The organism is Sphingomonas zeae (assembly GCF_014197135.1).
Classification (GTDB): Bacteria; Pseudomonadota; Alphaproteobacteria; order Sphingomonadales; family Sphingomonadaceae; genus Sphingomonas; species Sphingomonas zeae.
On the sequence record NZ_JACIFA010000003.1, the window covers coordinates 264,025 to 285,526 of the forward strand.

Genomic DNA, 21,502 nt, shown 5'->3' on the forward strand with positions numbered 1-21,502 from the left:
GCGGTCAGCCTCTGACGGCGGAAAGCGCATCTGCCAAGTCGTCCGCGATGAAAGCCTTGCCGCAGGCCCGCGCTGCCTGGGCGTGAAGCCAGACGCCCGCTTCCGCCGCCCTGAACGGTTCCAGCCCTGCCGCCAGCATCGCGCCGATCGCCCCCGCCAGCACGTCGCCGGTGCCAGCGGTGGACAGCCAAGGGCTCGCTTCAGGGCACAGGATCGCCCGGCCATCGGGGGCGGCAATGACCGTATCGGCACCCTTGTGCACGACGACCGCTCCGCTTTGCCGGGCAGCGCGGCGCGTCGCGGACAGTTTGTCGTCCGCCGTCTTACCGAACAAATGGGTGAATTCGCCGCCATGCGGGGTGAGGATCTTGGAGCCATCATGCTCGGCCAGCGCCTCGATCTGGACGAGTCGAAGCGCATCGCCGTCGACCACCAGCGGCCGCCCGCTGACGAGGGCCGCATTCAACCGCTCCGACGCATCGCCATCCCGCCCCAGACCGGGACCGATGACGATCGCGCCGATCCTCTCCTCGCTCAGCGCGTCGGCCGCATAGCCCCGGCGAACGACGGCATGGAGCGAGGCGGGGCCGCTCGGCCCTGCGGATGCAAGGTGAAGCACATAGCCCGCGCCCGCTCGCAAAGCTGCCAATGCTGCCAGCTCAGAGGCTCCGGACATGCTGCCCGCAACGACCGCGACCATGCCCCGGCTGTATTTGTGCGAAGTCGCATTTGGCTCAGGCAAACCCGGCCGCGCCAGAATGTGCGCCTGCGATTCTGTCGATACGCCAATGTCCAGCAGGCGAACCTGCCCCATCAGGCTGGCAGCGGGTTGCAGCACATGCGATGGCTTTACCGCCCCAAGGGCAAGCGTGACGTCAAAGCGCGGCATTTCGCCCAGCAATTTTCCGTCGTCGGTGGCCACCCCGCTCGGCAGATCAACCGCGATCCGCAGCCATGCCGCCGATGCGAGCCGGCAAAGCGCTTGCTGTACGGAATGGTCGAGAGGTCGTGACAGACCGGTGCCGAATAGGGCATCGAGCAGAATGGGCGCGGGCTTGGCCTGAACCAGCGGTTCGACCGCTCCATCCCACAAGGCGGCGGCACGACGCGCGCCGTCACTGCGGGGAGCTTCGCTCGCCGCGACCCGGACCGGCAGGCCCTGCCGCCTGAGCATGGCCGCCGCGATATAGCCGTCGCCGCCGTTATTCCCCGGTCCACACAAGACCAGTATTTCCCGCCCCGCGGCCAGCCGGGCCACCGCCCGTGCGATGGCGGCCCCGGCACGGTCCATAAGCGTGGCTTCGGTCACGTCCCCGACCATCGCGGCCAGTTCCGCCGCACGCATTTCGGCGGCGGTCAGGACGGGAAGGCCGTCGATCGGGATCACGGTGTTCCCACCGTGGCAGGCAGGCGATACCGGTCGCCCCCGACCGCTACCTCGATCTGTCGGTCTCCTGCGATCGATACCGAGGCGGGCTGCGCTCCGTCGGCAGCCGCGACACCATGACCGTCCTGCGTGACCCTAAGCCGCCGAAACCCTCCATCGCGATGCCGTAGGGTCAGGACAACCACATTCCCGGTGCCCGATTGCTCCACTGTGCAGTCGCGGGCAAAGGCGGCTGCTCCCGCGAGTGCGCAGTCGATCGGCAGGCCCGATTTCTGCTCGGCGGCGGGACCATTTTGGGCTGCGGCCTGTCGGTCCCCCTGCCCGTCCGAGCAGCCGGCCAGCGCCAGAGCGCCGACCAGCCACCGGGGGTCAGATATCGGCATAGACATGGCGCTCGGACTTGGCGCCGGGATGAGTGACCGCGCCTTCATGCGCCGGTCCGACATTCTGGGCATAGCGCCACAACACGCCGGACTGGTAATCGTTCACGCGCGGGCTCCACCGGCTGCGGCGCTCATCCAGCACCGAGGGTTCGACCATCAGGTCGATCGTCCCCGCCTCTGCGTCGATCCGGATGGTGTCGCCGTCTTCGACCAGGGCGATCGGACCACCGTCAGCGGCTTCGGGTCCGACATGGCCGATGCAGAAACCCCGTGTACCGCCCGAGAAGCGTCCGTCCGTAATGAGCGCGACCTTCTCGCCCAGTCCCTGACCATAAAGCGCCGCCGTGGTCGACAGCATCTCGCGCATCCCCGGACCGCCCTTCGGCCCTTCATAGCGGATGACGACGACGGTACCCTCGGTGATGGCGCGCCCCTCGACGGCGGCGAAGGCTTCTTCCTCGCAATCGAAGACGCGCGCTGTCCCCTCGAACTGGAGGCGCTTCATGCCCGCGACCTTCACGATCGCGCCCTCGGGTGCCAGCGATCCGCGCAGACCCACGACGCCGCCGGTCGGGCTGAGCGGCGTCTTCACATCATAGATGACCTTCTGGTCGGGGTTCCAGGTGATCTCGTCGATATTCTCGGCCAGCGTCTTGCCGGTGACGGTCACGCAGTCGCCGTGCAGGAAGCCGCCCGCCAGCAGGGTCTTCATCAGCATATAGACACCGCCCGCCTCATACATGTCCTTGGCGACATAGCGGCCGCCGGGCTTGAGGTCGGCGATATAGGGGGTCGTCTTGAAGATTTCGGCGACGTCGAACAGGTCGAAGTCGATCCCCGCCTCGTTCGCCATCGCGGGCAGGTGAAGCCCGGCATTGGTCGAGCCGCCGGTCGCGGCCACCACGCGCGCGGCATTTTCGAACGCCTCGCGGGTGCAGATGTCGCGCGGACGGATATTGCGTGCAATCAGCTCCATCACCTGCTCGCCCGCTGCCTCGGCGATGCCGTGACGGTCGAGAAAGGGCGCGGGCATCATGTTGCTATTGGGCAGCGACAGGCCGATCGCCTCGCCTACGCAGGCCATAGTGTTGGCGGTGAACTGTCCACCGCACGCCCCATGCCCCGGGCAGGCGACCTTTTCGAGCGCAATCAAGTCGTGGAGGGGGCAGTTGCCTGCCGCATGCTGGCCCACCGCCTCGAACACGTCGACCACGGTCACGTCGCGATCTTGGTGACGACCCGGCAGGATCGAGCCGCCATAAACGAAGATCGATGGCACGTTCAGGCGCAGCATCGCCATCATCATGCCGGGCAGCGACTTGTCGCACCCTGCGAAGCCGACCAGCGCGTCATAGCAATGGCCGCGGACGGACAATTCGACCGAATCGGCGATCACCTCGCGGCTGACCAGCGAGGACTTCATCCCCTGATGGCCCATGGCGATGCCGTCGGTCACGGTGATGGTGTTGAACCGACGCGGCATCCCGCCGCCCCGAATGACGCCCGCCTGGGCAGCATCGGCCTGTGCGTCCAGCGTAGTATTGCAGGGAGCCGAGTTGTTTCCGGCACTCGCCAGCGCCACGAAGGGCTTGGCGATGTCCTCTTCCTGGATGCCCATGGCATAATAATAGCTGCGATGCGGCGCGCGCTCAGGACCGACCGAAACATGGCGAGACGGCAAGCGAGATTTGTCGAATTGGCGTGTCATGGCGCAGGCCTATGTCGCCAGACCACCTCTCTACGCAAGCAAATTTCGTAACGCCCCGGAATTTGAAGCCTTCGCGACCGTCAAGGGATCAGAGGGAACCCAGCGCCTTCGCTACGCCATCCATCGTGAACGGCTTTTGCAGTCGGGGACGATCGCGGAACCGCTCGTCCAACGCGTCGTCCGCGCCGCCAGTGGCGAAGACGAAGGGCACGCCGCGCTCGGCCAACGCTTCGGCGACGGGGGTGCTCTTCTGGCCGCCCCGCAGGTTGACGTCGAGGATAGCGGCATCAATACCGCCCTCAGCCACCCGCGCCAATGCGTCCTCGACGCTGTCGACGGTTCCCGCGACCTGTTTGTCCAGGACATCCAGGAAATCCTCAAGCATCATGGCGATCAGGGGTTCGTCCTCGACGATGAGGATCTGCACGGGCTCTGTCATCGTCATCGCCATAACACGCTTTGCGCCCTGCGCCAGCCGCTAGTTGCGCTTCGCACCCTGCGCGCTCATCTGGGCAAGCGCTGTCTGGGTCGCCTCGGCCAGTTGCTGGACGGAGAAGGGCTTGGGCAGAAAGCCGACATTGGGCAAGGTGATCGACTTGCGCAGTTGCTCCTCGGCATAGCCCGACATGAACAATACGGCCAGGTCGGGATAACGCTGGCGAACCAACCCGACCATCGTCGGCCCGTCCATCGTCGGCATGACCACGTCGGAGATCAGGAGGTCGGGCTTGCCATGCTTGTCGAGCATTTCGAGCGCGGCCTCGCCATTCTCGGCGGCGAGCACGGTATAGCCCTGCCGCGATAGCGCCCGTTCGGCGACGGCGCGGACCATGTCCTCATCCTCAACCAGCAGGATGGTACCGGACCCCCACGGGGTCGCCGCCTTTGGCGCAGGCTTGGCAGGGCTCGCCGGGGCGGACGACACGGCCGGGGCCGCATGGACCGGCAGATAGATGGAGAATTTGGCGCCGCCACCCGGCGGCGAGTCCGCAAAGATATATCCGCCCGACTGCTTGATGATCCCATAGACGGTCGACAGACCCAGGCCCGTGCCCTTGCCCATCTCCTTGGTGGTAAAGAAGGGCTCGAAGATTTTGGGCAGGATTTCGGCCGGGATGCCGGTGCCGTTGTCGCTGATGATGAGCGCGGTATAGTCGGCGGCGGGGAGGATTTCGTTGTTCAGGGCGCGGGCATCGGCCATCGAAACCGCCCTGGTCTGAATGGTCAGGATGCCGCCGCCCGCCGGTTCGTTCTCCAGGATCGCGTCGCGGGCATTGACCGCGAGATTGACGACCACCTGCTCCAGCTGTCCCGGATCCGCGCGCACCGGCCCCAGATTGCGGCCATGGCTGACGTCCAGGCGGACCCGCTCGCCAAGCAGGCGCTTGAGAAGGTTCGACACTTCCGACACGACATCGGGCAGTTGCAGGATTTGCGGGCGGAGCGTCTGCTGCCGCGAGAAGGCGAGCAACTGGCGGGTCAGGCTGGCCGCACGGTTCGAATTGGTGCGAATCTGCTGGATATCGTCATAGTCGCTGTCGCCAGGCGAATGGCGCATCAGCATCAGGTCGCAATGCCCGATGATAGCGGTCAGGATATTATTGAAGTCGTGCGCAACGCCGCCCGCAAGTTGGCCGACCGCCTGCATCTTCGTGGCCTGGGCGACTTCGCGCTTCAGGCGACTTTCCTCGGAATTGTCCTTCAGGCTCAGCAACACCGCCGCCTCGCCCAGCCCGCGCGCACCCGCGATGGTCAACGCAACCGGCTCCTCGGGGTGATCCTTTAACCGGACCGCCATATCGGCCGAATGGGTCGCGCCGCTCGCAAAGCGTCGGATCGCGTCGGCAACCGCCGCCTTGTCCTCCCGTACGACCAGATCGCCCGGATAGAGCGGCTGAGCGGTACCATTGACGCCAGCGGCGCGCATGAAGGCGGAGTTCATCTGGATGAATCGTCCGTCCCGGTCGACCAAAGCGATGCCGAAGGGCATCAACGAGACGAGGCCACGCACATGGCTGCCCGCGCTGGCGCCGGCCGGCGCGACCAGTTGCTCCTCCTCGTCAAGCAGCGCGACCAGCATCGGTGCGCCTTCCCCCTCCACAAAGGGGATCTGCAGAATGCGCAGCGGCTTGCCGTCGCCTTTGGCAAGCTCGGCAGCGAAGCGGACCTGGCCGCCCGGATCATGCGCCAGGAACGTCGCGAAATCCCGGCCTACGATCGAGATCATCTCGCCGCCCATCGCACGGGCGCAAAGCACCCGGTTGGCGGCGCGCACCCGGCCATCAGGTGCGATCAGCGCGGCCATGACGCCCGCCGTGCCCAACCGATCACCGTGAATGCCGCCAATCAGCCGCTCGACCGTCTCGGCCAGATCCTGTTCCTCGGCAATGGCAAAACGCCAGACGAGCAGGTCGGCCTCGTCACCGGCGCGCGTGACCAGCACCGACAATTCGGTACCCATCACCGCGATGCGGTCCGCGCGCCCAAGGCCATCTCGCCAGGCGGTGCGCCCGGCCTGCGCCAAGGCATCGACCGAGGCCGCGTCGAGTGGCACACCCGGCGGCGTGGGCATCATCGGGAACAGCGACGCGTAAGCGTCATTGGCGCAGACCAGGCGCCCTGCCCGGTCGGTCACCGCGAGCGCATCCAGGCTGGCATCCGCCACGACCCGCGCGAAATCCCAGTCTATGCTACGTCGCGTCTGCTCGACCCTGGGGGTGAGCACACGCCAGACAAGGATCAGGCCAAAGGCCAGCAACGCTGCCGCCAGAAACCCCGCCGCGACAACCCAGCTGCGGATCGCCACAAACAACAGCGTGGCCGCGCCCGTCCCGCTGGCAACCGCCACGGCGGCCGCGACGCGGGTGGGATGAAATCTCTCGAAGGACGCGATCGCCATGATGAACTCTTCATCCGGCAACCCGGCATGGGTCAAGCGTGATCCTTATATGGGGCCATGCCGGGGACGCGAGGACGGTTACCAGATCCGGACACGCTGCTCCGGCGTCAGATACAGCTTCTCGTCCGGCTTGGGGCTGTACGCCGCATACCAGGGGTCGAGATTGCGCACGACCCAGGCGCGCTGCTGCGACGGCGAATGCGGATCGGTCAGCAGGCGGTTGCGCAGGTTCGCCTCGCGATAATTGCGCCGCCACACCTGCGCCCAACCCAGATAAAAGCGCTGGTCGCCGGTGAAGCCGTCGATCACCGGCGCGGCCTTGCCCTTCAACGACGCGTGATAGGCGTCATAGGCGACCGACAGGCCCGCCAGGTCAGCGACATTCTCGCCCAGGGTCAGCGCACCCTTCACATGCAGGCCGGGCAGCGGCTCGTAAGCGTCATATTGCTTGACCAATGCGCCCGTGCGCTCCTTGAACGCCGCCACATCCTTGGCCGTCCACCAGTCGGTCAGCTGACCCTTGGCGTCGAACTTCGATCCCTGGTCGTCGAAATGATGGCTCAGTTCATGCCCGATCACCGCGCCGATGCCGCCATAATTGACGGCCGGGTCGGCCTTGGGATCGAAGAAAGGCGGTTGGAGGATCGCCGCCGGGAAAACGATCTCGACCATGCCGAAATTGGCATAGGCATTCACCGTCATCGGCGTCATGCCCCATTCCCAACGCTGGATCGGCTTTCCGAGATGGCTGATATTGTCCTCATGCCGCCACTGCGCGGCACGCAGCGCATTGCCGAAGGCATCGCCGCTGACGATCTTCAGGCCCGAATAATCCTTCCAGCGGTCGGGGTAGCCGATCTTGGGCGTGAACGCGGCCAGCTTCACATGAGCCTTCGCCTTGGTCTCCGGCGCCATCCAGTCGAGCTGGTCGATCCGCTTGCCCATCGCAGCCAGGACGTTCTTGACCAGTGCATCGGCCGCCAGCTTGGTCGCGGGCGGGAAATAGCGCGCGACATAAACCTTGCTTACCTCATCGCCGAGCGCACCGCTGGTAAAGTCGACTGCGCGTTTCCAGCGTTCCTGCTGCTGCGGCGTGCCCGACAGGACGGTGCCGTAAAAGGCGAACTGCTCCTGATCGAACTTCGCAGGCAGGACGTCGGCGAACTCGTCGAGCGAGCGCGCCAGCAACTGGTCCTTCAGCACCGCGATCGGGGTCGACTGGATCAACGCCGCGATCCCCGTCACGGCCGTCGGCTGCGCAACGACCAGCGTTTCGACCGGCGTGCCCACGCCCTTCAGATAGGTCGCGAAGTCGAAGCCGGGCGCGGTCTTCGCCAGATCGGCGACGCTCATCTTGTTATAGGTCTTGGTCCGGTCGCGGCTGTCGATCCGAGTCCAGTGGACCTTGGCGATCTGCGTCTCGAAGGCGACGATCGCGGCGGCGCGCGCCTCGGCATCCACTTCGCCTGCCATGGCCAGCATCTTGGCGAGATGCGCCTGATAGGCCGCGCGGGCGGCGGCGAGCTTGGGATCATCGCTCAGATAATAGTCGCGGTCCGGCATCCCCAGACCCGACTGGCGCAAACCAACCGTATAGAGATCGGGCTGGCGCGCATCCTGTCCGACACCCGAGCCGAACGGAATGCCGACGCCGTTGCGATCCGCTTGGGCGAGCAACGCGGCATAGCCCGACTTGTCCTGCAATCCCTTAATCTGGTCGAGCCATGGCTGAATGGGTGCAAGCCCCTTCGCCTCGATCACGGCGGTGTCGAGATAGGTAGCATAGGCGGTCCCGATCTGGTTCCGCTGCCCCTTGGCCTGCTCCAAAATCATGTGTGTCCGCTCGCGCGACAAGTCGGCGAGTACGTCGAACGCGCCGTAGCTGGCCTTGTCGGCGGGGATCGCAGTCGTCTTTGCCCATTCGCCATTGGCGAAGGCATAGAAATCGTTACCGGGACGAACGGACTTATCCATGCCCTTCTCGTCGAAGCCGAAACGCCCATAGGTCGGCCCTTTGGCGGTGGCGGGGCTCGTCTGTGCGTTGAGCGCCACAGCACCCGTGATCGCGGTCGCGCCGAGCAGCGCGGCGATGGCCAAGCTCTTCATCATTCTCTCCGAAACAGAAAAAAGGCCCTCCGGTCGGTACCGAAGGGCCTGTCATTCAATTAGTTACCAGATACGGACGCGCTGCTCGGGTGTCAGCGCCATCTTTTCGGTCGGCTTAACGCCGAATGCCGCATACCAGGGATCGAGATTGCGTACGGTCAGAACACGCTCATGCCCCGGCGAGTGCGGATCGGACAGCAGCGCCTGGCGCAGCGCCGGTTCGCGCCACTTGGTCCGCCACACCTGCGCCCAGCCATAATAGAAACGCTGGTCGCCGGTCGTGCCGTCGATGATCGGCGCGGGCTTGCCGCCGAGCGACTTGTGATAGGCGTCGAGCGCGACGGTCAGGCCCGCCAGATCGGCGATATTCTCACCCAGCGTCAGCTCACCCTGGACATGCTGGCCCGGCAGCGGCTCATAGCCGTCATATTGCTTCACCAGCGCATCGGTAAAGGTCTTGAACCGCGCCACGTCTTGCGGCGTCCACCAGTCGGTCAGCTTGCCGGTGGCGTCATATTTCCGGCCCTGATCGTCAAAATGGTGGCTGATCTCATGCCCGATTACGGCGCCGATGCCGCCATAATTGACCGCCGGATCGGCCTTCGGATCGAAGAAGGGCGGCTGGAGGATCGCTGCCGGGAACACGATCTCGTTCATCGGCGGGTTAGCATAGGCGTTGATCGTCATCGGCGTCATGAACCACTCGCCGCGATCGATCGGCTGACCCAGCTTGTTCAGATCCCGCTGGAATTCGAAGGCATTGGCGCGCGCGACATTGCCGACGAGATCGCCCCGCTGGATGGTCAGCGCGGAATAATCCTTCCACTTGTCGGGATAGCCGATCTTGGGCGTGAAGGCGGCCAGCTTGGCCAGCGCCTTCTGCTTGGTCTCGGGCGCCATCCATTCCAGATTGCGGAGGCGATCGCCCATCGCCGAGATCAGGTTCTTGACCAGCGCATCGGCCGCGGCCTTCGACTCCGGCGGGAAGTATTTGGCGACATATTGCTTGCCGACTTCCTCGCCCAGGCCGTTCGAGACAAGCCCCACACCGCGCTTCCATCGCGCCTGCTGCTCGGGCGTGCCGGACAGGGTCGTGCCGTAAAAGGCGAAGTTGGTCTTGTCGAAATCACTCGACAGATAGCCCGCATAGCTGCGCAGGACCTTCAGCATCGCATAGTCCTGAAGGACGTTCAGCGGCGCTTCGCTATAGAGCTTGGCTTCGCCGGTGATCGCGCTGGGCTGCGCGACCAGATAGGCCGGGCGCCCCGCGACGCCCAGCGTCTGCATATATTGCGCCCAGGGGAATCCCGGTGCCTTGGCGGCGAAATCGCCCGCCATCCACTTGTTATAGGTCTTGTCCGCGTCGCGGCTCTCGATGCGGGTCCAATGCACACCCGCCAACGCCTTTTCAAAATTAAAGACGGCCGCTGCCCGGGCTTCCGCATTGGGCTCGCCCGCCAGCGTCAGCATCTTGGCGAGATAGGCCTGATAGGCGGTGCGGATCGCCGCCAGCTTGGCGTCATCCTTCAGATAATAGTCACGGTCGGGCAGGCCCAGTCCGCTCTGGCCGAAGTTCGGGATGTAGGTGTCGGGCGCCTTGTCGTCCTGACCGATATAGACGCCGAAGGGCGCACCGACGCCCTGACGCTGGAGCTTGGCCATCTCGATGGCCAGCGCGTCGCGGTTCTTGGTCGCCTTGATGGCGTTCAGCCACGGTTTGACCGGGGTCGCCCCCTTCGCGTTGACGGCAGCCTCGTCCATGAAGCTGGCATAGAAGTCGCCGGCCTTGTTCCCAGGCTGCTTGGTGGCTTCGTCAAGGATGGTGCGGGTCTGCTCCAGCGAGCGATCCTGCAGGACATGGAACATGCCGTAGGACGAACGATCGGCGGGAATCGTCGTGTTCTTGTACCAGGTGCCGTTCGAATAGTCGAAGAAGTCGTCGCCCGGCTTCACCGCCGTATCGCGGCCAGCCATGTCGAAACCGAAATCGCCGATCTCGGGACCGTTCTTGGCATTGGGCTTGACCGGCCCGACCGCCGCCTTGTCGACGGGGTTCCTGGTCTGGGCGGCGACGGGGGAAATGGCGGTCGTGAGAAGGGCGGCGATCAGCAGAGAGCGCATCTGAATTCCCGAAAAGGACATTGATGCGACTGTTGTAGCGAGACGATACGCCCAGTCAAACCGATAGAAACGCGCGTCCAACCGAAGGTGGGTTAGATCACCATGCTATTCTGGCGGTTACGCCACTTGCGCGCGATCCACACCCGCCAGCCCAGTGCCGAAGCCGCATACCCGATCACCGCACATCCGGCCGTTAGCACGCAGAGCCCCAGGCCGAACACCGGCCCCTGCTCCCACAGCCAGTGAAAGGCGCTCAAAGCCCATTGCAGCCATCCGGTCGCTGCCTCTGCCACAGGCTGGGTGTTGATCGGCGTCTCGCTGCGCAACAGGAAGGTGCCGATGCGATAGGCGATCACCCAGATGATCGGGGTCGTCAGCGGATTGGTGATGAACGTCGTCAGCGCCGCGACCGGCACGTTGGCGCGAAACGGCAGCGCGAAAACCGCCGCGATCGCGATCTGCGCGACCGGAAACAGGAACCCCGCCACGACGCCCAGGGCAACACCGCGCGGCACCGACCGCCGGGTGAAGCGCCACAATTCGGGCGCGAGTACCCGGTGGGCGACCGGCCGGAGCAGCCGGTTGTTCTCCATCGAATCGCGGGTGGGCATGTTGCGCCGAACCCATCCCAGCGTACGGCCCCACATGGAGGGCGCGGCGGACGCCATCAGCCGCGATCGCGCAGGATACGACCCTGCTCACGCTTCCAATCGCGTTCCTTGATCGCATCGCGCTTGTCGTGCGCCTTTTTGCCCTTCGCCAATGCCAGCTCCACCTTCGCGCGACCGCGCGAGTTGAAATAGATCATCAGTGGCACCAGGGTCATGCCCTCGCGCGCCACCGCACCGTGGAGCTTGTTTATTTCGCGCTCATGAAGGAGCAATTTACGCGGGCGCTTGGCCTCGTGATTAAATCGGTTCCCATGGCTGAATTCCGGTACGTTGGAATTGACCAGCCACACCTCTTCGCCGCGCACCTCGGCATAGGATTCCGCGATCGACCCCTCGCCGAAGCGGAGCGACTTCACCTCGGTCCCGGTCAGGGCGATACCGGCCTCATAGGTTGTCTCGATGGCATAATCGAAGCGGGCGCGCCGGTTCTCGGCAACGATCTTCTTCTTGTCGAAGGTTTGGGGTTTCGGGCGCATGGACGGGCCGATGTAGGCGCTCGGACGCGCCATGAAAAGCCGCTGATGATGGCACCATCCCGTTTCTGGGACGAAACATTCAAGGCTTGCGGCGGCCACCCAACGGGATGGTCAGCCGGATCATCGCACGCTTGCTGGGCGTACCGCCCACATCCGCCTGCTCGACCTCCGCCGACACCGCACCGACGCCGGGAATTTCGGCGCGTGCCCTGGGCAGGGTCATGGGCGCAGAATAATCGGGGATGGTGCCGATCCGATCCGCGTCGGAGGAACGACCGCATACCACCACGTCGCCACCGCCATCGTCGGGTGGGCAACGGCGCGCGGTCGGCGCCTTCCGGGGCACGGGCAGGACGGGTCCGGCCACCGCGCCGGTCTGCAAGGCGATCATCACCAAGGCCCACATCGGCCGCTCTCCCTGTGCCGCCCATCGTCCCAACCGATGGTCGTCCGGGATTGCGGCCGAAGCAAGGCCGGGTCAGATCAATCCGGCATGCGCCAGCGCCGCATCGACCTGCGCGCGCGAGGCCTGGGACGGCCAGGTCATCGGCAGGCGGACCCCCATGGGGAAATGCGGCATGATGCGGCTCAGCGCATATTTGACGGGTCCCGGGGACGCGTCGGTAAACATCGCCTCGTGCAGCGGGAACAGCCGGTCGTGCAGTTCCAGCGCGCGGGCCATGTCCCCGGCCGCACACGCCGCCTGGAATTCGGCACACAGGCGTGGCGCGACATTGGCCGTGACCGAGATGCACCCCACCCCGCCCATCGCGTTGAAGGCGAGCGCCAGGTCGTCATTCCCCGAAAGCTGGCAGAAATCTGCGCCGAGCGCTCCGCGATGATGCGAGATGCGGGCCAGCGCGCCGCTGGCATCCTTGACACCGACGAACACGTCCGGCGCGGCTTGGACGATCCGGATCAGCGTCGCGGGCTGGATGTCGGTGACGGTTCGGCCGGGCACATTGTAGAGAATGATCGGCAGCGGTGCGTTCTCCGCCAATTTGGCGAAGTGGAGCGCGATTCCGTCCTGGCTCGGCCGGTTATAGTAAGGCGGCACCATCAAGGCGGCGTCCGCGCCTGCTTCCTGCGCGGCTTTCAGATTTTCGATCGCGACGATCGTGTCGTTCGAACCCGCGCCCGCGATCACCGGTACCCGACCCCGGGCCTGGTCGACGCAGACGCGCACGACATGGAAATGCTCGTCCTTGGGCATGGTGGCCGCCTCGCCCGTTGTACCGCAGGCGACGAGCGCGGTGGAGCCCTCGACGATCTGCCACTCGACGAAATCCCGGAATTTCGCCTCGTCGAACGCTCCGCCGACATGATCGCCCCGATCGTCGAACGGCGTCACAAGCGCCGGAATAGACCCTGAAAACATGAGAGGAAATGCGCTCCTGCTGCGCCGAATGGGACAATTTGTTCAGGACATGTACGGGTAGAGTCCCTATCCTGTCCACCATGATGGCATTGACGAAGGCGGGGGCGATCCTCGCAACGCTGGCGGGATCGATCGTGGCACCGGGCGGGCAAGACCAGCTCGATCGGTATCGCACGCAAATGGCGAATATGAGCCCCAACCAGGCGACGCAGGCTATGCCCGCGCCCGCCGACGGCGCGATCGCGGCGGCGCTGGCCCAGTGGCGCGCGCTGCAACAGACCGATTCGCTGCCCTTTGACAGCTATGCCGGGTTCCTGATGGCGCATCCCGGCTGGCCGGGCGAAGCCGGCAATCGCCGGGCGGCCGAGAAACAGGCCGCGAACTTCACCGCCGCGCCGTCGAGCATCGTCGCCTATTTTCGCCGCTTCCCGCCCCAGTCTGCGGCAGGCGGGGTCGCCTATGCCCGCGCGCTGCTCGCCACCGGCGCTCCTGCGGAAGCGGCGCAGGCCGCGCGCACGGCGTGGCGGCGCGGCGCATTGTCCCCGACCGACGAGGCGCTGGTCATGTCGACCTTCGCTTCCGCACTGACGCCCGAGGATCAGGATGCTCGGATGGATGCGCTGCTCTGGTCCGGCCAGACGAGTGCTGCAGCGCGCCAGCTCAACTATACCAGTACGGCGCGGCGTCCGATCTTCGCGGCCCGACTCGCCTTTCGCACCCGGTCGGCGGATGCGCCCAGCCTGTCGGCCTCGACCGCCGAGCTTTATGCCAATGACGCGGGCTATGTCGCCGATCGGGCCATGTGGTTGCGCGATACCGGCGACAGCCTGACCGCGCGCTCCTGGCTCGCCCGCTCGCGCCAGCTGGCCACGCGGCCGGGCAATGTCGAGAAATTCTATGAGGCGCTGCTGGTCAATGCGCGTGCAGCCGCGGCCGACAATCAGCTGCAGACCGCCTATGACATCGCCCGACAGGTCGACGACGCCTATCCCGTCGGCACCGATGTTTCGACCAAACCTTATGGCGAGCGCGACGATTATACGAGCCTGGTCTGGCTGGCCGGGCAGACCGCGATGAAGCTCGCCCGCCCGGCCGACGCGATGACGCTGTTCGACCGCTATGGCCGAGGCAGCCAGTCGCCGCAGACTCGGGCCAAGGGCTTTTACTGGGCGGGCCGCGCGGCGGAGGCGGCGGGGCGGTCGAGCGAGGCGGCGGCTTTCTACAACCGGGCCGCGCAATATCGCGACCAATTCTATGGCCAGTTGGCGCTGGAGCGGACCGGCCGTCCGCTTGTCGCCCCGCCCGCCATTGCCGCCACCAACGTAGCGCCTGCCGTCCGCGCCGCCTTCGACGCACGTGAGACGGTGCGCGCCGCCCGGTTCCTGGGCCAGATCGGCCAATGGCAGGACCAGACCGCCTTTGTCCGTCAGATCGCAGCGGACGCGGAAGACGAGAACGACCATTTGCTTGCCGCCGACCTTTCGCGCAGCATCAACCGTCCCGATCTGGCGGTCATGGTCGGGCGCAGCGCGATGCAAAACGGCCTGACGGAATATTCGGCGGCCGGTTTCCCGACCGTGCCCGTCCCCAGCGGCTATGAGCAGAGCTGGACGATCATCCACGCCATCGCGCGCCAGGAAAGCCAATTCGACCGCGCCGCCGTCAGCCATGCGGGCGCGCGCGGGCTGATGCAGCTGATGCCCGCCACCGCCGCCGAGCAATCGGGCAAGATCGGACTGTCCTACTCGCCCGCCGCGCTGACCACCGATCCGAACCTGTCGATCCAGCTGGGCGCCAGCTATTTCGAGAGGATCCGCAACAATTATGGGAGCTATCCGCTTGCGATCGCCGCCTATAATGCAGGTGGCGGCAATGTGAACAAATGGCTGCGCGCCAATGGCGACCCGCGCACCGGATCGGTCGATATCGTCGACTGGATCGAGGCGATCCCCTATTCCGAGACGCGCAACTATGTGCAACGGGTGCTAGAGAATGCGGTCGTCTATGACCTGATGAATCCCGCCCGCGCGACGAGCCGGGGACCGACGCCGCTCAGCTGGTATCTGGGCAAGTCGTCGCGGCCGGGTTGATCGCGGCGGCATAGGGAATAGAGGGGGGCGATGGATCGTCCCAACTATATCACCCCGGCAGGCTATGCCGCGCTACGCCAGGAATATGAGGCGCTGTTTGCCGTCGAGCGGCCCAAGTTGGTCGACACGATCGCCTGGGCCGCCGGCAATGGCGATCGCTCGGAGAATGGCGACTATATCTATGGTCGCAAGCGGCTGCGTGAGATCGATCGGCGACTGGGCTGGCTGTCGAAGCGGATGAAGGCTGCCAAGGTCATCGATCCCGCCCGGCAGGAAGACCGGAGCAAAGTGTGGTTCGGTGCTACCGTCACCATCGTCGATGACGACGATAACGAACGGGTCCTGACTTTGGTTGGCGATGACGAGGCCGATGCGGGCAAAGGCCGGGTCGGCTGGAACGCACCGCTGGTGCGGGCGCTGCGTGGGGCCTCGGTCGGCGACCTGCGGCGCGTCACCCTTCCGGCAGGCGAAAAGGAATATGAGGTGATTGCCATCACTTACCCGATCGAATGAGGAACGCATGGCCATTCTCCTGCGCTGTAGGGGACAGTGATACAGGAGAGCGATCATGGAACATCCCCGCACCACCAGCGCCCGCGAGCATGATGATAGCGCCATTATCGAGGCATCGGAGCCGGCCCCCTCGGCCGTAGGCAGCACAGGCGGCATCGCCGCTGATGTCGCCACCCGCGATGAGTTGAGCCGCGCCGTCGATGATCCCGAAAACCATGAGCGCGTGACCAAGGGCATCGAGATGGCGAACGGACAGGTCCGCAACGGCGGACGTCGCTGAGCCGCCTTTCAACCGATGGCCCGAGCAGCGCGGCTTTGCTAAGCTGGGCTCATGAACGCCCCGACCCGCAACATCGCGCTGCTCATCGATGCGGACAATGCCCAGTCCGCCGCCATCGACCCCGTTCTGACGGTTTTGGCCGAGCTGGGCACGGTCAATGTCCGCCGCGCCTATGGCAACTGGTCAAAGCCCGGTCTGAAGGGCTGGCGCGACGTGATGGTCAAGCATGGCATCGAACCGCAGCAACAGTTCGACCTCACCAAGGGCAAGAACGCCACCGACATGAAAATGACCATCGATGCGATGGATTTGCTGTTTCGCGGGCGCATCGACGGGTTCGGCATCATGTCGTCCGATAGCGACTTCATGCCACTGGCCACCCGCATCCGGCAGGACGGCTTTCCGGTCTATGGCTTTGGCAACAGCCGCACGCCCGAGGCATTCAAACAGGCGTGCAGCCGCTTCATTGATGTCGGCGCGCTGATCGGCGAAGCCGCCCGCCCCCCCAGTGCCAAGCCCACGCCCGCCGATGTGCCCTTAGCCGATTCGCTGCCGCCCTCGATCGAACAGTCCAAGCGGACGGCGGGCACACCGCGCCCGATCGACGAGGAACTGCTCAAGCTGCTGGTCGACGCCTATAATTCGGTCAAGCGCGACGAACGCGGCTTTGCCAGCCTGTCGGCCATGGGACAGCTTGCCGGCAACCGTTCGAGCTTCGACACGCGCAATTATGGTTTCAAGCGGCTGTCCGACCTGATCGAAGCGGTCCCCAATTTCCAGACCGAGCGACGCGAGGACGGCCGGACCTTCGTCAAGCGGGTCCGGTGAAAATGGCTTACCTTCGACGGGAGGACTGATTCACCCCTGATCTCGAGGATCGGGCATCGTCAGCGTCGCGCATGTACCCGGTCCGGCATCGTCAAACCGCACTTCGCCGCGCAATTGCCGCGCGAGGCTGGCGATCATCCGCATCCCCAGACTGTGGCGCGACGCGACCTTCATATCGAAATTGGCGGGCAGACCCTTGCCCTTGTCGCGCACCGACAGGATGATCTGACCATCGCGCGCGTGGAGGCCGACATCGATCACGCCGCCTTCCTCGCCATAGGCATATTTGATCGCATTGGTCAGCAGCTCGGTCAGCATCAGGCCGATCGGGATGGCGATATCGGCGTTCATCTCGATCGCGTCGATATCGCAGTGGACCCGGTGCTTTTCCGACTGCTCCGCCAGATGCTCGGCAATACCGCAGGCCAGGTCGTCGAGCGACACCATGCCCACCCGCTCGCTCCGCCAGAGCCGGTCGTGCGTCTGTGCGATCGCCGCGATTCGCGCCTGCGCGTCGTTGAGCATCCGCAGGACGCGCGGATCGTCATCCTCCTGCTGCTGCAGATTGAGCATGGCGGAGACGAGCGCAAGGCTATTCTTGACCCGGTGGCTGGCCTCGCGGGTCAGAAGCTGCTGATGCTCGACCGCTTCGGCCAAGCGACGCTCCGCCTCCTGCCGCTCGATCGCAACCCCGATCAGGTTGGCGAAACCCTGCATGAAGGCGAGGTCGGCCTCTTCGAAGCGCCCCTCATCGGGGCTGTCGACCTCCAGCACGCCATAGCGTTGGCCGGACGCCTCGACGAGGACGTTGATCGCTCGGCGAATCCTGTGGTCGGCCATGAATTGCGGGGTACGAAACCGCTCTTCCTGTTCGAGATGGTTGGAAATGACGCCCTGACCCGTCTGAAGGGCGAAGCCTGCGGGCGAGCCCATGTCGGTCCGCATCTCGGTCGAACCGACGACGCCCGGCCCCCAGCCGACCCCGGCACGGACCAAGAGAGTATCTTGATCTGCCTTATATTCCAGAAACTTGCAGAATGACGATCGCATCCCCTCTGCACATAGCTCGGTCGCGCGCTGCAACATGGGGTCGAGATCACGAGCCCGCAGCGCCTCGATGCCAAAGGCGGCGAGGACGGACTGCTGGCGGAGCCGGTAATGCAACTGCCCTGCGCTGGCGATCTCCTGATCGTCGCCCTGCGCCTGTTCCACTACCGCCATTCCCGATCGCGCCCTTTGTTTCCCTGTCGTTATAACGACCCAGATGGGATTTGGCCGCATCGGTTTAAACCCACCCGCTTACCGTCGATGCGACAACGCCCTCCCCGATCGCTCGGGAAGGGCGTCGCGCGGAACCCGTAAAGCTGGGATCAGCGGGTCAGCTTCTTGTACGCCAAACGAGTCGGACGATCGGCGGCATCGCCCATACGGCGACGCTTGTCCTCCTCATAGGATTCGTAATTGCCCTCGAACCATTCGACATGGCTGTCGCCCTCGAACGCCAGGATGTGGGTACAGAGGCGGTCGAGGAAGAAGCGATCGTGGCTGATGACCACGGCGCAGCCCGCGAACGTCTCCAGCGCCTCCTCGAGCGCACGCAGCGTTTCCACGTCGAGGTCGTTGGTCGGCTCGTCGAGCAGCAGGACGTTGCCGCCCTCCTTCAACATCTTGGCCATGTGGACGCGGTTGCGCTCACCGCCCGACAGCTGGCCGACCTTCTTCTGCTGGTCGGGGCCACGGAAGTTGAACGCACCGACATAGGCGCGCGTGCCAAGTTCCTGCTTGCCGAAGCGGAAGACCTCCAGCTCGTCGGAGATTTCCTGCCAGACATTCTTGCTGGGATCGAGGTCGTCGCGGCTCTGGTCGACATAGCCGAGCTTGACCGTCGAGCCGATCTCGATCGTGCCCGCATCGGGCTGTTCCTGGCCGGTGATGAGCTTGAACAGCGTCGACTTGCCCGCGCCGTTCGGCCCGATCACGCCGACGATGCCGCCCGGCGGCAACATGAAGTCCAGGTTCTCGAAGAGCAGCTTGTCGCCGTACGACTTGGTCAGGCCCTTGGCCTCGATCACCTTGCCGCCCAGACGCTCAGGGATCTGGATCAGTATCTGCGCCTTGCCCGCGACGCGGTTCTCCTGCTTTTCCATCAGCTCCTCGAACGCACGGATACGCGCCTTCGACTTGGTCTGACGGGCCTTGGGCGTCTGACGCATCCAGGCCAGCTCGTCGGCGATCGCCTTCTGCTTGCCCGCCTCGTCGCGCTCTTCCTGCTCCAGGCGCTTGGCCTTCTTTTCCAGATAGCCGGAATAGTTGGACTCGTAGGTGTAGTAGCGGCCGCGATCGAGCTCGAGCACCCAGTTCACGACGTTATCCAGGAAGTAACGGTCGTGGGTGACGAGGATGACGTTGCCCGCATATTCCTTCAGGTAATTTTCCAGCCACGACACGCTTTCGGCGTCGAGGTGGTTGGTCGGTTCGTCGAGCAGCAGCACGTCGGGCTTTTCGAGCAGCAGCTTGCACAGCGCCACGCGGCGCTTCTCACCGCCCGACAGGCGGGTGACGTCGGCATCGCCCGGCGGGCAGCGCAGCGCTTCCATCGCCTGTTCCAGCTGGCTGTCGAGCGACCAACCATCGACCGCGTCGATCTTGGCCTGAAGCTCGCCCATCTCCTCCATCAGGGCGTCGAAATCGGTGTCGTCCTTCGGATCGCCCATCTCGGCCGAGATGGCGTTGAAGCGATCCACCAGATCGGCGATCGGGCGCACGCCGTCCTTGACGTTGCCCATGACGTCCTTCGACGGATCGAGTTGCGGCTCCTGCGCCAGATAGCCGACGCGGACGCCTTCGGCGGCCCAGGCCTCGCCGGTGAAGTCGGTGTCCATGCCCGCCATGATCTTCATCAGGGTGGATTTGCCCGCGCCGTTCGGGCCGATGATCGCGATCTTCGCGCTCGGCAGGAACTGGAGGTGGATGTTGTTGAGGACAGGCTTGTTGGCGCCGGGGAAGGTCTTGGTCAGACCCTTCATCACATAGGTATATTGGACGGCCATGGCGGCGCGGGGCTCCGTGCTTTTCTTGCGACTGTGGAAATTTCCCGCTCATGTAGTGGTTGCGCGGGCGGTTGGCAAACAGGACGCTGTGCGCAACAGTCCCACTCATGAAGTGCTTGATCCTCGCGGCCCTGACCGCCTCCGCCCTACCCTCGCCCACCCTGGCACAACGGACCCCGCCGCCCCCACCCGCGGCGGTCGCGCCCGAAGTCGAACGCCTGCGCGATGCGGCGCTGAACGATAGGGTCGCCTGGGACATCGTCGAGGGGCTGACCACCGAAGTCGGCCAAAGGCTGGCGGGAACGGAGGCGGAGGCGCGTGCCCGGCAATGGGCCGTCGCCCGTTTGACGGCGCTCGGTTTCAAGAATGTGCGGATCGAGCCCTATCGGATGCCGGTTTGGGAACGTGGGGCGGAGAGCGCCGAGATCCTGGCCCCTTTCCCGCAGAAGCTGACGCTGGCCGCGCTCGGCAACTCCGGCGCGACGCCAGCGACCGGACTGACCGGTGAAGTCGCGGTGTTCGCCAACATGGCGGCGTTCCAGGCCGCGCCCGACGACGCGGTCAAGGGTCGGATCGTCTATATCGGCAATGCGATGCCCCGGACGCAGGATGGATCGGGCTATGGCGCTTATGGCACGGCGCGCTTCACCGGTCCCGCCTTGGCGGCCAAGCGGGGCGCGATCGCGATCATCATCCGTTCCATCGGCACCGACCAGCATCGGTTCCCCCATACCGGCACCACAAACTTTCCCAACGGCCTGAAGCCGATCCCCGCCGCCGCGCTTTCGGTGCCCGATGCCGAGCAGGTGGAGCGCATAGCGAACCGAGGGCAGCCGATCCGCATGAAGCTGGTTCTCACCCCGCGCATGGTCGGTATGCGCGAATCAGGCAATGTCATCGCCGAGGTACCCGGCAGCGATCCGTCGGCGGGCATCGTGTTGGTTGGCGGCCATCTCGACAGCTGGGATCTGGGGACGGGTGCGATCGATGACGCCAGCGGGATCGCCATCACGGCCGCCGCCGCCAAGCGGATCATGGATGCGGGGCAGCCGCGCCGCACCATCCGCGTCGTCTGGTTCGGTGCCGAGGAAGTCGGAGGGATGGGCGGCGAAGCCTATGCCAAGGCCCATGCCGACGAACGCCATGCCACCGCATCCGAAAGCGACTTTGGCGCCGATCGGGTGTGGCGGTTCGAGGTCAATCTGCCACCGTCTGCCGCGCCGGTCGCCGACCGGCTCCAGACCGCGCTCGCGCCGCTCGGCATTGTCCGGGGCAGCGGCGTCGGAGGCGACGGCACCGATATCGCACCGACTTTGAAGCTCGGCACCGCTGCGATCGACCTGAACCAGTCGGGATGGGACTATTTCGATACCCACCACACGCCCGATGACGTGTTGGACCGGGTCGATCCGGCCGCGCTTCGCCAGAATGTCGCCGCCTGGACCGCGATGCTGGCGGTGGTGGCGAACGCGCAGGAGGCGATAGGCCCGGTCAGCCCCCGCTGATCGGTAGGTCTTTCCCCTACATTTTGAAAACGCCAACGCCTTGAAAAAGCCCGATCCATGCCATCGGTTCGTCGCGAACGTTGCGATCCGATGAATTTTGCGGATTG

Annotated in this window: 18 protein-coding genes; 5 read left to right on the forward strand and 13 right to left on the reverse strand. The window is 65.1% G+C overall.

Annotation, left to right across the window (positions count from 1 at the left end):
• Window positions 1–4: 4 nt before the first annotated feature.
• The 11 genes from GGR45_RS06600 to dapA form a co-directional block, all read right to left on the reverse strand.
• Window positions 5–1,387 (reverse strand): NAD(P)H-hydrate dehydratase, encoded by a 1,383-nt coding sequence (locus GGR45_RS06600; RefSeq protein ID WP_175312126.1) that lies wholly within the window; start codon window positions 1,385–1,387, stop codon window positions 5–7.
• Entirely contained in the window at window positions 1,384–1,770 is a 387-nt protein-coding gene (locus tag GGR45_RS06605) for a hypothetical protein (protein ID WP_246358089.1), read from the reverse strand. The genes GGR45_RS06600 and GGR45_RS06605 overlap by 4 nt, the downstream gene beginning before the upstream one ends.
• Window positions 1,757–3,478 carry a dihydroxy-acid dehydratase gene (ilvD, locus tag GGR45_RS06610; protein WP_175312124.1) on the reverse strand — a complete coding sequence of 574 codons (1,722 nt, stop codon included), beginning with the start codon at window positions 3,476–3,478 and terminating at the stop codon, window positions 1,757–1,759. Before ilvD ends, GGR45_RS06605 begins: the two co-directional genes overlap by 14 nt.
• Window positions 3,479–3,566: 88 nt before the next feature.
• Window positions 3,567–3,917 (reverse strand): response regulator, encoded by a 351-nt coding sequence (locus GGR45_RS06615; protein ID WP_175312333.1) that lies wholly within the window; start codon window positions 3,915–3,917, stop codon window positions 3,567–3,569.
• 39 nt (window positions 3,918–3,956) lie between these two features.
• Window positions 3,957–6,377 carry a hybrid sensor histidine kinase/response regulator gene (locus GGR45_RS06620; protein WP_175312123.1) on the reverse strand — a complete coding sequence of 807 codons (2,421 nt, stop codon included), beginning with the start codon at window positions 6,375–6,377 and terminating at the stop codon, window positions 3,957–3,959.
• Between the two features lie 78 nt (window positions 6,378–6,455).
• Window positions 6,456–8,483 (reverse strand): M13 family metallopeptidase, encoded by a 2,028-nt coding sequence (locus tag GGR45_RS06625; protein WP_175312122.1) that lies wholly within the window; start codon window positions 8,481–8,483, stop codon window positions 6,456–6,458.
• A gap of 63 nt (window positions 8,484–8,546) precedes the next feature.
• Window positions 8,547–10,604 carry a M13 family metallopeptidase gene (locus tag GGR45_RS06630; protein ID WP_175312121.1) on the reverse strand — a complete coding sequence of 686 codons (2,058 nt, stop codon included), beginning with the start codon at window positions 10,602–10,604 and terminating at the stop codon, window positions 8,547–8,549.
• Between the two features lie 92 nt (window positions 10,605–10,696).
• Window positions 10,697–11,272, reverse strand: coding sequence for a DUF2062 domain-containing protein (locus tag GGR45_RS06635; protein WP_285138789.1), 576 nt, complete (start codon window positions 11,270–11,272; stop codon window positions 10,697–10,699).
• On the reverse strand, window positions 11,272–11,751 hold the full coding sequence (gene smpB / locus GGR45_RS06640; RefSeq protein ID WP_175312120.1) for an SsrA-binding protein SmpB: 480 nt from the start codon (window positions 11,749–11,751) through the stop codon (window positions 11,272–11,274). The genes GGR45_RS06635 and smpB overlap by 1 nt, the downstream gene beginning before the upstream one ends.
• A gap of 79 nt (window positions 11,752–11,830) precedes the next feature.
• Window positions 11,831–12,157, reverse strand: a complete 327-nt coding sequence (locus GGR45_RS06645) for a hypothetical protein (RefSeq protein WP_175312119.1) — start codon at window positions 12,155–12,157, stop codon at window positions 11,831–11,833.
• Window positions 12,158–12,229: 72 nt separating this feature from the next.
• Window positions 12,230–13,129, reverse strand: coding sequence for a 4-hydroxy-tetrahydrodipicolinate synthase (gene dapA / locus GGR45_RS06650; RefSeq protein ID WP_175312118.1), 900 nt, complete (start codon window positions 13,127–13,129; stop codon window positions 12,230–12,232).
• 80 nt (window positions 13,130–13,209) lie between these two features.
• Between dapA and GGR45_RS06655 the strand changes: the two genes are divergently transcribed.
• Genes GGR45_RS06655 through GGR45_RS06670 form a run of 4 tightly spaced genes read left to right on the forward strand, consistent with a single transcriptional unit; the run spans window position 13,210 to window position 16,840 of the window.
• Window positions 13,210–15,219 carry a lytic transglycosylase domain-containing protein gene (locus GGR45_RS06655; RefSeq protein ID WP_175312117.1) on the forward strand — a complete coding sequence of 670 codons (2,010 nt, stop codon included), beginning with the start codon at window positions 13,210–13,212 and terminating at the stop codon, window positions 15,217–15,219.
• A 30-nt stretch (window positions 15,220–15,249) separates the two neighbouring features.
• Window positions 15,250–15,732, forward strand: a complete 483-nt coding sequence (gene greB, locus GGR45_RS06660; protein ID WP_175312116.1) for a transcription elongation factor GreB — start codon at window positions 15,250–15,252, stop codon at window positions 15,730–15,732.
• 55 nt (window positions 15,733–15,787) lie between these two features.
• A complete protein-coding gene (locus GGR45_RS06665; RefSeq protein ID WP_217498017.1) occupies window positions 15,788–16,012 on the forward strand; it encodes a hypothetical protein in 225 nt (74 codons plus the stop codon).
• 51 nt (window positions 16,013–16,063) lie between these two features.
• Window positions 16,064–16,840 (forward strand): NYN domain-containing protein, encoded by a 777-nt coding sequence (locus GGR45_RS06670; RefSeq protein WP_175312115.1) that lies wholly within the window; start codon window positions 16,064–16,066, stop codon window positions 16,838–16,840.
• A gap of 30 nt (window positions 16,841–16,870) precedes the next feature.
• Here the strand turns inward: GGR45_RS06670 and GGR45_RS06675 are convergent, their stop codons facing one another.
• On the reverse strand, window positions 16,871–18,061 hold the full coding sequence (locus GGR45_RS06675; RefSeq protein ID WP_175312114.1) for a sensor histidine kinase: 1,191 nt from the start codon (window positions 18,059–18,061) through the stop codon (window positions 16,871–16,873).
• A 149-nt stretch (window positions 18,062–18,210) separates the two neighbouring features.
• Window positions 18,211–19,890 carry an energy-dependent translational throttle protein EttA gene (gene ettA / locus GGR45_RS06680; protein ID WP_175312113.1) on the reverse strand — a complete coding sequence of 560 codons (1,680 nt, stop codon included), beginning with the start codon at window positions 19,888–19,890 and terminating at the stop codon, window positions 18,211–18,213.
• A 107-nt stretch (window positions 19,891–19,997) separates the two neighbouring features.
• Here ettA and GGR45_RS06685 point away from each other — a divergent pair, with 107 nt between their 5' ends.
• Entirely contained in the window at window positions 19,998–21,395 is a 1,398-nt protein-coding gene (locus tag GGR45_RS06685; RefSeq protein ID WP_175312112.1) for a M20/M25/M40 family metallo-hydrolase, read from the forward strand.
• Window positions 21,396–21,502 lie beyond the last annotated feature (107 nt).